Raw genomic sequence first — 12,609 nt, 5'->3', positions numbered from 1 at the left:
GCGGTTGCCGCCCACGCCGTCTGCGCGGGGGGCGGCCCGCACGGTGCGCATCTGCGCAGCCGGTAGGCTCGAAGGGTGCTGAAGCTCGTCGTCCTGATCTCGGGCACTGGTTCGAACCTCCGTGCCCTGCTCGACGCCTCCGCCGACGCGGAGTTCCCCGCACGGGTCGTCGCGATCGGGGCCGACCGCGACGCCGAAGGGCTCGTGCTCGGCGAGGAGTACGGCGTGCCGACCTTCTCCGTGCCCTTCACGGCGTATCCCGACCGCGACAGCTGGGGCGACGCCCTCATCGCAGAAGTGCGGCGCTGGGAGCCCGACGTGGTCGTGCTCTCCGGGCTCATGCGACTGGTGCCGCCCGCCGTCGTCGACGCGTTCTCGCCGAACCTCATCAACACGCACCCGGCCTACCTGCCCGAGTTCCCCGGCGCGCACGGCGTGCGCGACGCGCTCGCCGCCGGTGTCACGCAGACCGGTGCGAGCCTCATCGTCGTCGACAACTCCGTCGACGGCGGCCCGATCATCGCGCAGGAGCGCATTCCGGTGCTGCCCGGCGACACCGAGTCGAGCCTCCACGATCGCATCAAGCCCGTCGAACGACGCCTGCTGATCCAGGCCGTGCTCGACATCGCCAACCAGCACCTCGACCTGAAGGAACTCGCACGATCATGAGCGGCCACGCCATCGACCCCAGCCTGTACCGCGAACGCGACCTCGTGCCGGTGCGCCGTGCGCTCATCGCCGTGAGCGACAAGCGCGGCCTCGTCGAGCTCGCGACGGCCCTCGTCGGCGCCGGCGTCGAGATCGTCTCGACCGGCGGCACCGGCACGGCGATCGCCGACGCCGGCCTGCCGGTCACGCAGGTGGCCGAGGTCACCGGCTACCCCGAGCACCTCGACGGCCGCGTGCGCACGCTCCACCCCGCCGTGCACTCGGGCCTCCTCGCGGACCTCCGCCTCGAGAGCCACGAGGCCGAGCTCGCGGGCCTCGGCATCGAGCCCTACGAGCTCGTCGTCGTGAACCTCTACCCCTTCGCCGCGACGGTCGCCGCGGGCGCGGCGCCCGACGCCGTCATCGAGCAGATCGACATCGGGGGCCCGGCCATGGTGCGCGCCTCCGCCAAGAACCACGCGAACGTCGCCGTGGTCGTCTCGCCCGACCGCTACGACGACATCGCCGCAGCCGTCACGGCCGGCGGCACGACGCTCGCACAGCGCACGGTGCTCGCCCGCGAGGCGTTCCGTCACACGGCGTCGTACGACGTCGCCGTCGCCTCGTGGCTCGGCAGCGTCGTCGCCCCCGACCAGCCCGCGGAGGAGTCGCCCTTCCCCGCCTGGGTGGGCGGCACGTGGACGAAGGACGCCGACCTCCGCTACGGCGAGAACTCGCACCAGAAGGGCGCGCTCTACGCCTCGCAGGGCGGGCGCCCCGGCATCGCGCAGGCCGTGCAGCTGCACGGCAAGGAGATGTCGTACAACAACTACGTCGACGCCGACTCCGCCGTGCGTGCGGCGTTCGACTTCGACGAGCCCGCCGTCGCGATCATCAAGCACGCGAACCCGTGCGGCATCGCCGTCGCGTCGGCCGGAGCATCCGACCCCATCGCCGACGCTCACCGCCGCGCGCACGAGTGCGACCCGGTCTCGGCCTACGGCGGCGTGATCGCCGCCAACCGCATCGTCACCCTCGAGATGGCCGAGACGGTCTCGGGCATCTTCACCGAGGTGCTCATCGCGCCGGCCTTCGAGGACGAGGCGCTCGAGCTGCTCTCGCAGAAGAAGAACATCCGCCTGCTGACGCTCCCCGAGGGCTTCACGCCCACGGCCGTCGAACTGCGGCAGGTCTCGGGCGGCATGCTGCTGCAGCAGGCCGACCGGCACTTCACGCCCGCGTCGGAGTGGACCCTCGCCGCCGGCGAGCCCGCCGACGAGGCGACCCTCGCCGACCTCGAGTTCGCGTGGACCGCCTGCCGCGCCGTGAAGTCGAACGCGATCCTGCTCGCCTCGGGCGGTGCCTCGGTCGGCGTCGGCATGGGCCAGGTCAACCGGGTCGACTCGTGCAAGCTCGCCATCGAGCGCGCGGGGGAGCGGGCGGCCGGGTCGGTCGCGGCATCCGATGCGTTCTTCCCGTTCGCCGACGGCCTGCAGATCCTCCTCGACGGGGGCGTCCGCGCGGTCGTGCAGCCCGGCGGCTCGGTTCGCGACGAAGAGGTGATCGCGGCGGCCCGCGAGGCCGGCGTCACGATGTACTTCACGGGCGAGCGCCACTTCTTCCACTGATCCGCTGTGCTGCCCGCCGCAGCTTCGGAGATCTGCGCCGGATCGGGAGTTCGAGCGGGCTTGCGCCCGATTCCACCCCGATCTCCGAGGCTGTGGTTGCGCGGGCGCAGGTACGGCGGCGCGGCGCGGCATCCGGCGGTACCCTTGAATCGAACCCGTGCTCATGAGGCGCCGGGTCAGGTTCCGCCCACGAAGCGGATGATTCAAGGAGAACGATCGATGACGATCACCCACGCACCGGCGACCCCCGCGACCGGTGCCAGCGCAGCACTGCCGACGGAGGCACCCGACCACGAACGGGTGCTGATCACCCGCGGCGCCCGTTCCGGGCTCACGATCATCGTGGCCGTGCACTCGACCCGCCTCGGGCAGGCCCTCGGCGGCGCCCGGCTCTGGCACTACGGCCAGTGGACCGACGCCCTCGCCGACGCCCTCCGCCTCTCGCAGGCGATGACCATGAAGAACGCCGCGGCGGGCCTCGCCCGAGGCGGCGGCAAGTCCGTCATCGCGATCCCGGCCGGCACGACGATCGATGCTGCGACCACCCACGAAGCCATGCTCGACCTCGGCGACGCGATCGAGTCCCTCGGCGGCGCGTACATGACCGCCGAGGACGTCGGCACGAGCGCCGAGCTCATGGCCGTCGTGCACGAGCGCACCGAGCACGTCTGCGGCCTCCCGCCCGAGCAGGGCGGCGTCGGCGAGCCGGCGGATGCCACGGCCGCGGGCGTGCACGCCTCCATCCTCGCGACGCTCGGCGAGGTCTTCGGTTCGAACGACCCGGCGGGCCGGCACTTCGTGATCGCCGGACTCGGACAGGTCGGCGGACGTCTGGCGCGCAGCCTCGCGGCAGCCGGCGCCCGCCTCACCGTCACGGATGTCGCCGAGGGCAAGCGCGCCCTCGCCGAGGAACTCGGCGCGGCATGGGTCGACCCGGCCGAGGCGCACCTCATCGATGCCGACGTCTTCGTGCCATGCGGCCTCGGCGGCGTGCTCACGCCCGAGGTCGTGCGCGAGCTGCGAGTGGCCGCCGTCGTCGGCGCCGCGAACAACCAGCTCGCCTCGCGCGACGTCGCAGCGTTGCTGCAGGAGCGCGGCATCGTCTGGGCACCCGACTTCGTCGTGAACGCGGGCGGGGTCATCTACCTCGATGTCGCGAGCGTGGCCGGCGCCGACCAGGCCGCGCTCGACGCCCGCATCGAGGGCATCGGCGACACCGTGGCATCCGTGCTGCGCAGCGCCGCCGCCGATGGCACGACGACGCTCGAAGCAGCGGAGCGACTCGCCCGCACGAGGCTCGACGCCGCGCGCTGAGTCCCGCGAGCGGAGGGCGGCGACGCGCCCGTTGCGCGTTGAGTCTCGTGCGCGGAGTCTCGCGAGCGGAGGGCGGCGACGCGCCAGTAGGCTCGTGCCATGACGTCCCCCGCCATGCCCCCGACCGCCCCGGCCCGGTTCACTCCGGCGATCACACCGGGGCGGCGGGTGGCTGCGGTGCTCGCCTCGTCGGCCGCCGTCGCGCTCGCCGCAATGCTCGTTTCGCTGCTCGCGTTCTTCATCGGCAGCGGCCAGTCGCCGCAGGTGCTCGGCCAGGTGTTCGGGCACTTCGCCCTCGCCGGGTTCATCGCATGGGTGCTGCTCTCGGTCGCGAACGCGGTGGGTGCGACCAGGGCGTGGTTCCTGACGCTCATCACGGGATTCACCTCCGGATGCCTCGCCGCGCTGATCGCGACGACGGTCACGGCCAGCGGCGCCGGAAACCCGCTCTCGGGAGCGATCTTCCTCTTCGTGATCGGCTCGCTCGTGAGCCTCAACCTGATCTTCATCCTCTCGGTGATCGTCGGCGAGATGCTGCTCGCCCCCGCGGTGTTCCGCGGGATCCTCGGCTACGCGCCCGAGGCGGCCGACCGGCGCATCGCGCTCGTGCGCATCCCCGCGTCCAACCTCGATGAGGCGGTGCTGACCCACCGCAGCCGCCAGCCCGTCGACCAGGCGCGCGCCGACGAGCAGTGGGACAACTACTGCGCCGCCCTCGTTGCGGAGGGCTGGGAGACGATCGAGGTCGACGCGGCGCCCGAACTGGCCGACTCGGTCTTCGTGGAGGACATGGTCGTGATGTTCGGCGACCTCGCCGTGCTCGCGAGTCCGGGCGCCGAGTCGCGCCGGCCGGAGGTCGAGGCGGTCGAACGCGCGGTGCGCACCGTGCCCGGCATCACGGTCACCCGCATCGAGTTGCCCGGCACGCTCGACGGCGGTGACGTGCTGAAGGTCGGGTCGACGGTCTACGTCGGTGCATCGGCCCGCACGAACGCGGAGGGCATCCGGCAGCTGCGCACCCTGCTCACCCCGCACCGGTACAACGTCGTCGCGGTGCCCATCACGAAGGCGCTGCACCTGAAGAGCGCCGTCACCGCACTGCCCGACGGCACGATCATCGGAGACCCGGCCCGGCTCGACGTCACGACGCTCTTCCCCCGCTTCCTGCCGGTGTTCGAGCCCGAGGGCGTCGCCGTCGTCGAGCTCTCGCGCGAGTCGCTGCTCATGTCGTCGGCTGCGCCGCAGACGGCGGCGATGATCGCGAGCCTCGGCTACCGGGTCGTGACGGTCGACATCGGCGAGTTCGAGAAGCTCGAGGGCTGCGTCACGTGCCTGTCGGTGCGGGTGCGCTGAGCGCGACCGCGCGTCCGTCGTGCAGCTCGAGTACGCGGTCGGCTCGTCCGACGAAGGCCGGGTCGTGCGTCGTGATCACCGCAGCGACCCCGCGCGCGTGCACGAGCTCGCCGATCAGGTCCATGACCGTCGCGGCCGTTCCGCTGTCGAGCTGGCCGGTCGGCTCGTCGGCGAGCAGCAGCTGTGGCCGCGCGGCGAGCGCGCGAGCGATGCCCACCCGCTGCTGCTGGCCCCCGGAGAGCTCGTAGGGGCGCTGGGCCGCATGGCCGGTGAGGCCGACGAGTTCGAGTGATTCGGCGACCCGGGCGTCGCGTTCGGCGGGCGCCAGGCGCTGCAGGCGCAGCGGCACCTCGACGTTCTCCGCGGCCGAGAGCACCGGGATCAGCCCGAACGACTGGAAGATGTAGCCCAGGCGGTCGCGGCGCACCGTGGCGAGTTCGTCGTCGTCCATGGCCGAGAGCTCGTCGCCGGCGAGGAGGACGCGCCCCGATGTCGGCCGGTCGAGGCCGCCGAGCAGGTTCAGCAGCGTGGTCTTTCCGGCGCCCGACGGGCCGGTGACGACGAGGAGCTCGCCCGGGCGCACCTCGAGCGAGACGTCGGCGACGGCGTGCACGACGCCGGCCTTCGCCTCGAACGTGCGGCTGATCGATTCGGCACGGAGCATGGTCAGCGGCCCTCTCTCGGTTCGGCGGCATCGGATGCCTCGGCGGCGCGCTCGGCCGCACGGCGGGCGCGTCGACTCGTCGGGGCGGCCGGGTTCATCGGCGCCGGGCCGGCCGTCGTCGATGGAGCCTCGTCGGCGGAGCCTGGCCCGGTCGTCTCGGGGGAGCGCTGCGCCGCGGCATCCGCTCGCCCCTCGTCGCCCGGCCACACGCCGACGTGGTCGGCCTCGAGCGCGAGTCGCACGCGATCACGCAGCTCGAGGCTCTGCATGAAGTCGTGCGGCAGTTGAAGTCGGCCCACGCGGTCGAGCACCGCGAACTCCTCGGCGACGTGCTGCTCCTCGCCGTGCTCGTCGACGCGGGTCGATCGCAGCACCTCGGTCGAGGTGCGTCCGTCGCGGATCTTCACCGTACGTCGTACGTGGTCGGAGACGGTGGGGTCGTGGGTGACGATGAGGGTGGTGACGCCGAGCTCGTCGTTGACGCCGCGCATCGCCTCGAGCACTGCTGCGGAGGTCGTCTCGTCGAGCTCGCCGGTCGGCTCGTCGGCCAGCAGCACCTGCGGCGAGTTCGCGAGGGCGACGGCGATGGCGACGCGCTGCTGCTGTCCGCCCGAGATCTCGCCGGGACGGCGGTCGCGTACCGCGCCGACGTCGAGCAGATCGAGCAGCTCGTCGACCCGGGCGGCCCGCGCGTCGCCGCGCAGCGTGCCTGCGACGTTCATCGCGAGGGCGATGTTCTCGGCCGAGGTGAGGTAGGGCAGGAGATTGCGCGAGGTCTGCTGCCAGACGAAGCCGACGGTGTGCCGCTGGTACGCGACGCGCTCGCGCCCGCCCATCGTGAGCAGGTCGTGCCCGGCGACCCTGGCGACACCCGCTGTGGCGGTGTCGAGGCCCGACAGGATCGTCAGCAGGGTCGACTTCCCCGAACCGGACGCGCCGACGAGGGCGACCATCTCCCCGGGCTCGATCCTGAGGTTCAGGCCCTGGAGGGCCTGCACCTCGATGCCGTCGGAACTGAAGATGCGCACGAGGTCGGTGCACACGATGTGCGGTTCGCCCGGGAGTGCGGGGGGCACGGGAGTCACGGAGGTCATCCTTCCTCTTCCTTGCGGATCGCGCGAGCCGCGTCGATGCCGCCGCCGATGCGGGAGGCGACGACGGCCGCGACGACCGTCACGAACACACTGCCCACGAGCACCGCGGAGATGAGCCACGGGTCGAAGGTCACGGCCGGTGCCGCGTCGCCGTTCGTGAACGCCCGCAGGTCGATGCCCGACAGCACGATGAACGGCAGCCCTGCGCCGAGCAGCGCCCCCGCGACGAGCGCGACGAGGGCGACCGGTCCGACCTCCCAGACGACGAGCGCCCGCCCGCCGCGACGGCTCAGGCCGAGCGTCGACAGTAGCGGCAGCAGCCGATCGCGGGCCGGTCGTCCGACGACGAGGGTCAGCACGATCGCGAGCGCGGTGAGGAGGCTCGCCAGCACGATCGCCACGATGAGCGAGATCACGAGGCCCTGCGTGAAGGGCTTCGCGCGGAATTCGGCGAGCAGGTCGTCGGGCGTCGACACGACGGACGTCGGGCCGGCGATCTCGGCGAGCGCCGTGACGGCCGCGCCGGCGTCGGCTCCCGGCTCGAAGCGCACCAGGACCGTGTGCGGGACGAGTGTCGACGTGAACGGCTCGGCGTTCGAGCGATCCATCAGGATCCAGGCCGACGAGGGCGAGTAGGCCGTGCGTCCGTCGACGACCGCGAGGACCTCGAACGCATCGCCGTCGAGCTCGGCGGAGTCGGCGTCGCCGACGAGGTCGGCGATCGGCTTCGAGACCACGACGGGCACGGCGTCATCGCTCGACTCGAGGCCGGCGGGGAGCGGTGTCGATCCGGATCGGCCGGCCTGCACCCGTCGCATCTGCTCGGCGTCGATGACGATGAGCGTCGTCGAACGGGTGCGTCCGTCCGCGTCGATCTTCGACGGGCTCGTCGAGTACACGGGTGCGATCGCCTCGACGCCGGGCACCGCGGCGAGTTCGTCGAGTTGCGCCTCGGTGAAGGGCGGGCCGCTCACGGAAGCGTCCGCTCCGACCTGCGCGTGCGCGGCGCGTTCCACTCCCGCCTGCACGGTGCCGAGCAGCACTGACGAGAACATCGCGACCGAGACCCCGACGACGAGCGCGAGGACGGGGACGAGGCCGGCCGACGGGTCGCGCAACGCCCGAGCCGATCCGAGGAACGGCACGAGGTCGGCTCGGCGTGACGTGCGGCGCACCAGCGCCGAGAGCGGAATCGGATACACCCGGAGCACGATGAGGCAGGCGAGGAGCGAGCACAGGAGTGGAACCGCGGCGAGCAGCGGATCGACCCCGGTCGACGCGGCAGAGGTGGAGAGGCCGCGGCGGAACAGCAGCACGCCGGCCGTGACGGCGAGCACGGCGACGAGCACCTCCGCGATCCACCGGAAGCGCCCGGAGCCCGGGCGGCCGAGGTCGGTGCGAACCCGACGTAGGGGGCTGAGCGCCGGCGCCGCGGCGATGAGCAGTGCCACGGGCGTGAGCGCGAAGAGCGCCGCGACGGCCCAGCCGCCTGCGCCGGCGTCGGCGTCGATGAGCAGTGTGCCGACGGCACCGCCGACGACGGCGGCCGGCACGCCGATGGCGAGTCCCTCGAGCGCGAGGACGACGCGGAGCTGGCCGATCGAACCGCCGCGGGCAGCCGCGAGCTCGAGCCCGGTGCGCCGCCGCTCGAAGACCACTCGCGCGCCGAGCACCAGCACCGCGACCATCACCCCGATCGGCCCGGACACGATCGTCGCGAGCACGGCGGAGCTCGCGCTCACCGCGACGAGCTCCTCCTCGAGCGCCTCGTCGAGGCCGCTCGTGAACGCGACGTCGCCGACCGTGGCGAACGCGGATTCCCACGACCCGTCGCCGAGTTCGAACGACTGGCTGGTGAACTCGTCGAGCTGCGTCAGGAGGCCAGTGGCATCCTCCGCCAGGATGCGGTCGCCGTGCGTCGGGAACCACGCGTCCATCGTGATCGGCAGAGTGGATCGCTCCAGCGCCGCCCACGAGACCGGGTCGGCGAAGCCGAGGCCGGTGACCTCGAGACGGTCGTCCGCCGTGTAGCCGATCGACGGCTCGAGGGCCACAGGGACGTGCGTCCAGAAGCCGTCGTCGGGGTCCGTCGCCGCGAAGGTGCCGACGAGCCGCGCGTCGAACGAATCGGTGCCCTGGGTGATGCGCCGCACTTCGCCGACCGCCCAGTTCATCGCCTCGGCGACGGCGTCGGCGAGCACGACATCGAGTGGAGCGGCGTTCGGCACGGTGCCGGTCAGCGGGGCGGGCCACTCGCCGTCCGTCAGGGTGATGTGCTCGCGGAGGCGCGGGTCGAAGCCCGTGAAGAGTTGGTAGGTGATCGGGTCGGGTGTGCTGCCTGACGGCACCGCGGTGTTCGGGCCGGCCACGAGGACGCTGAGCGGCTCGCCGGTGACGTGCCGGAGCAGTTCCGGCATCCCTGCACGGATGTCGGTGAGGTGCTGCTCCTGCGCGCCCCAGACCGCATCGACGTCGGCTGGGAGCGTCGAGCCGCCACTCGAGGCGCCGAGGTCGGGCAGGTTCCGGGTCGACGTGAGCACGTCGAGATCGCGGGCGGAGTACAGCCCGAGGTCCGCTCCGAGCGCCGACGTGTGCATCGCCGCGATCGCGCGTGGCACCGAGGTGGCGAGCAGGGCGCCTGCGAACACGAGGAGTGCGAGCAGGATCGAGGCGGTCGGGGCGGCGGAGAACTGGCGTCGGATCAGGCCGAGGGCGCCGAGGCGCGAGTGATGGCGGACGGTCATCCTTCCTCCTGCCTGAGTCCCGGGCGCGATGCCATGCGCCGAACGGATGCCGCGGCGGCGGCCGAGATCGCCGCGGCGAGCACGATGAACGCGGTGACGCCCACGAGCCACGGCACGAGGTCGAGGCCGAACGGGACCGGGACGACGTCGGGCACGCCCGCGACGGCCGCCCTCGCGAGTTCGCGAGCGGTGAGCAGGGCTGTGGCGACTCCGATCGCGACTCCGATCGCGATGGCCGTCCCGAGGGTCACCGCGAGCTCGGCGAATCGGGCCCCGGCCTGCGTGCGTGCCGGCACGCCCAGCGCGCGCAGCACGACGACCTCGCCGAGTCGAGCGTCGCGCAGCGCCGCCACGAGCGCCACGACCGAGATGAGGGCGAAGAGGAGCGCGCCGATGGCGCCGGTCCAGAGGGCGGCGACCGCGGGGGTGATGAACGGCGTCGACGAGGCGGCCGAGCGGGCGTCGGCCATGACGGACGAACCGCCGGCGCTCAGTTCGGCGGCGACCCGCTCGGGGTCGGAGGCGGCGATCCAGCGCTCCCCGAACGCGGGCACCCCGGCTCCGTCGTCGAAGGCGTACCGCTCGAGCGCGCCGAGGTCGACCAGAACGCCGCCCGCGCCCGCCGTCGGCACCACGGGGATGACCCCGGCCACGATCGCGTCGACCTCGGCGCCGCCGGCGTCGACCCGGAACGCGAACTCGTCGCCGACCTCTGCGGCGATCTGCTCGGCGAGCCCGGCGCCCAGCACGACGGGCAGCGGGTCGCTGCCCGTCGAGGTCAGCGGGGCGCGCGCCGTCGGCGACTTCGAGGAGAGGGCGAGCTCCCTGACCGTGTCGAATCCGGTCGCCGTGCCTTCGCCGTCGAGCGAGATCGCACCGAACGAGACGGAGACGTCGGAGTCGGGTGCGCCCGAGAGCGACGCGCCGAGTCCGATGAAGCGGAGGCCGGGGGCATCCGGAACGTCGAGGCGCACCTGGCCGCCTCCGGAGGCGAGGCCGACCGAAGCCGGGAGCGTCGGCGTGGCCGCACCCGATCCGGTCAGGAACCAGGCCGTCACCGCGACGCTGCCGATCGTGCCGGCCGGCGCGTCGACGCCGACGGCGAGATCGAGTGCGGTCGCCTCGGGCGGTACCTCGACGCCGGCGGATGCCGCGGAATCGGCGAGCGCCGGTGCAGCGGCCGGGGTTCCGGTGCCCCGCGCGACGTGAGCGAGGCCGGTGCTGTCGAGCGCCACGAGCGAGGCAGGGTCGGATCCGATCCGGATCTCACCGCGGAACACCGGGGCCTCGGCGGAGACGCCCTCGAGCCCGGCGAGTCCGTCGTCGAGCGCGAGCGAGTCGGGACCCAGAACGAGGTCGCGCCCGGTGTAGACGGCCCGCACCTCGCCGCCGGTGGCGAGTGCGGTGGTCGTTCGATCGATGCTCTGCCACGAACCGGCGAAGGCGGCCGTGAGCGTGAGTCCGGCGACGGCGAGCATCGTGACGAGTGAGGCGGCGGCGTAGAGGGCGCCCCGACGCGCGAGCTGGCGCATCGGCAGTGCTGGCACGAGTCCGGGGCGTGCAGCGGCGAGGCGTTCCAGCACGCCGTCGATCGGTCGGGAGAGTCCGAGGGCGGCGAGCGAGAGCGCGATGAGCACCAGCACCGGCGCCAGCACGGCGACCGGATCCACCTCGAGCGAACCCGTGGCACTCGCCACGAGCGGCGAACCGTACAGGCGGAACTGCCAGAGGGAGACGACCGCGAGCGCCGCGAGCAGCACGACGCCGCCGGTGACGAGTCCCCGCTGCACGCGGCCGACCTCGTCGCCTGCCCCGCGCACCACCGGACGCCGGGCATCCGACCAGGCGCGCTGACCGACGACGAGGAGGGCTGCGACGAGGGTGACGGATGCCACGAGCGCCGCGGTACCCCAGTCGCGCGGCTCACCGGGGCGGGCGATCGTCAGGACGGCTTCGGCCGCTGCCGCGCCGGCGATCGCGGCCGGCGCGCCGAGCACGAGCAGTTCCATCGCCGTATCGCGGGTGAGCCTGCCCGACGAGGCGCCCCGGGCGCGGAGCAGCACCGTCTCGCTGCGGCGGGCGGCGCCGAGCAGAGTCGCGAGCCGGGTGAGGGCCGCCAGACCTCCGAAGGCGAGCAGCAGGAGTGGCAGCGGAGCGATCGCCCGCACTGCGCCGAGGCCGGCGAGCAACCGGGCCAGGGTGGCTTCGAGGCCGCCGAGCGAGGTCACCCCGTCGGTGGCGATCGCAGGGTCTGCTCGGAGCAGCGGCTCGACATCGGGCAGCACGGCGGAGAGGGCGCGCGCGGATTCCGGCGTGGCCGCTGCCGTGCCGGCGATCGCGGTCCAGCGCGCCTCGATCGCGACGGGCAGGTCGAGGGTCGTCTCCTCGGCGACCAGGAACGGGCCCGCACCGTCGACGGTCGTGCCTGTGGCGACGATGCCTTCGCCGAACCAGGCCGGGTCGTTGGCGTCGTTCGGCAACCAGGTGCCGACGACGAGGAGGTGTCGGGCCGGATCGCCGTCGAGCCGGACGAGGTCGCCGATCGCGAGACCGAGCGCTTCCGCGGCCGCGGCGTGCAGCGCCGCCGGCGCGGCGGCGTCGTCGCTCGCCGCTGCGATCGCAGCGGGGGAGTCGGGCCAATCGCCTTCGACGAGCTCCGAACGATCGGCAGCGTCGGGGTCGACGAGGAGGACGGCGCCGAACCCGCCGCCGCCCGCCGCCTCGCCGCCAGCCGCCTCGACCGGCGCCGTCTCGACCGAACGGCTCCACGACGCCCCGTGCGGGGCGATGGTGCGATCGAGCACGGCCGCCGCGGCATCCGCCTGCGCGACCGCGTCGGGCGCGATCCGGACCTGCCATCGTGCGGCGCCCGCCGTGCCCTCTGCAGATTCGAGGCCGCTGCGAAGGGCGCTCGTCGAGGATCCGGCGAGCGAGTCGACGATCGCGGTCGAGAGTCCCGACGCCAGGAACACCACGGCGGCGATCGAGGCGAGCACGCCGGCGCGGGCGTTCGCGCGGGCGAACGCTGTCCGTGCCGCTCCCACGCGTGCTCCTCGTCGGTCGGGTCGCTGGCGCGGCGGCGTAGGGGGCCGAGTCGGACGGTCAGCCGGGGAAGCGGGCACCGCCGACGCCCGCGACAGGCGACGAATCCGCACAGCCTAGCG

Annotated in this window: 8 protein-coding genes; 4 read left to right on the top strand and 4 right to left on the bottom strand. The window is 73.3% G+C overall.

What is annotated here, in order from left to right; translation table 11 throughout:
• The first annotated feature begins 75 nt into the window (after positions 1–75).
• The 4 genes from purN (at position 76) to ddaH (ending at position 4,943) form a co-directional block, all read left to right on the top strand.
• On the top strand, positions 76–669 hold the full coding sequence (purN, locus tag ASE14_RS07025) for a phosphoribosylglycinamide formyltransferase (protein WP_056652777.1): 594 nt from the start codon (positions 76–78) through the stop codon (positions 667–669).
• Entirely contained in the window at positions 666–2,276 is a 1,611-nt protein-coding gene (gene purH, locus ASE14_RS07020; RefSeq protein WP_056652774.1) for a bifunctional phosphoribosylaminoimidazolecarboxamide formyltransferase/IMP cyclohydrolase, read from the top strand. The genes purN and purH overlap by 4 nt, the downstream gene beginning before the upstream one ends.
• A gap of 219 nt (positions 2,277–2,495) precedes the next feature.
• Entirely contained in the window at positions 2,496–3,590 is a 1,095-nt protein-coding gene (locus ASE14_RS07015) for a Glu/Leu/Phe/Val dehydrogenase family protein (RefSeq protein WP_056652771.1), read from the top strand.
• A gap of 99 nt (positions 3,591–3,689) precedes the next feature.
• Positions 3,690–4,943 (top strand): dimethylargininase, encoded by a 1,254-nt coding sequence (gene ddaH, locus ASE14_RS07010; protein WP_304439305.1) that lies wholly within the window; start codon positions 3,690–3,692, stop codon positions 4,941–4,943.
• Here ddaH and ASE14_RS07005 read toward each other — a convergent pair.
• The 4 genes from ASE14_RS07005 to ASE14_RS06990 are packed head-to-tail and all read right to left on the bottom strand — an operon-like array spanning position 4,915 to position 12,489.
• Complete coding sequence (locus ASE14_RS07005) at positions 4,915–5,607, bottom strand: ABC transporter ATP-binding protein (RefSeq protein ID WP_056652766.1); 693 nt, start codon at positions 5,605–5,607, stop codon at positions 4,915–4,917. The two genes, ddaH and ASE14_RS07005, sit on opposite strands and share 29 nt — an antisense overlap.
• A 2-nt stretch (positions 5,608–5,609) precedes the next feature.
• Entirely contained in the window at positions 5,610–6,701 is a 1,092-nt protein-coding gene (locus ASE14_RS07000) for an ABC transporter ATP-binding protein (protein WP_082600287.1), read from the bottom strand.
• Positions 6,698–9,445 (bottom strand): FtsX-like permease family protein, encoded by a 2,748-nt coding sequence (locus ASE14_RS06995; protein WP_056652763.1) that lies wholly within the window; start codon positions 9,443–9,445, stop codon positions 6,698–6,700. The genes ASE14_RS07000 and ASE14_RS06995 overlap by 4 nt, the downstream gene beginning before the upstream one ends.
• Positions 9,442–12,489 (bottom strand): hypothetical protein, encoded by a 3,048-nt coding sequence (locus ASE14_RS06990; RefSeq protein ID WP_056652762.1) that lies wholly within the window; start codon positions 12,487–12,489, stop codon positions 9,442–9,444. Before ASE14_RS06990 ends, ASE14_RS06995 begins: the two co-directional genes overlap by 4 nt.
• Positions 12,490–12,609 lie beyond the last annotated feature (120 nt).

Origin of the sequence: Agromyces sp. Root81 (assembly GCF_001429165.1) — a bacterium.
Lineage (GTDB): Bacteria > Actinomycetota > Actinomycetes > Actinomycetales > Microbacteriaceae > Agromyces.
Note: the sequence above shows the minus strand (reverse complement) of the source record. Positions and strands in the feature narration are given on the sequence as shown.

What these genes read in the sequence shown, in the direction of transcription:
- ASE14_RS07015 (WP_056652771.1), top strand. Translation starts at nt 2,496, where the DNA reads ATGACGATCACCCACGCACCGGCGACCCCCGCGACCGGTGCCAGCGCA.
- purH (WP_056652774.1), top strand. Translation starts at nt 666, where the DNA reads ATGAGCGGCCACGCCATCGACCCCAGCCTGTACCGCGAACGCGACCTC.
- ddaH (WP_304439305.1), top strand. Translation starts at nt 3,690, where the DNA reads ATGACGTCCCCCGCCATGCCCCCGACCGCCCCGGCCCGGTTCACTCCG.
- ASE14_RS06995 (WP_056652763.1), bottom strand. Translation starts at nt 9,445, where the DNA reads ATGACCGTCCGCCATCACTCGCGCCTCGGCGCCCTCGGCCTGATCCGA.
- ASE14_RS07005 (WP_056652766.1), bottom strand. Translation starts at nt 5,607, where the DNA reads ATGCTCCGTGCCGAATCGATCAGCCGCACGTTCGAGGCGAAGGCCGGC.
- ASE14_RS07000 (WP_082600287.1), bottom strand. Translation starts at nt 6,701, where the DNA reads ATGACCTCCGTGACTCCCGTGCCCCCCGCACTCCCGGGCGAACCGCAC.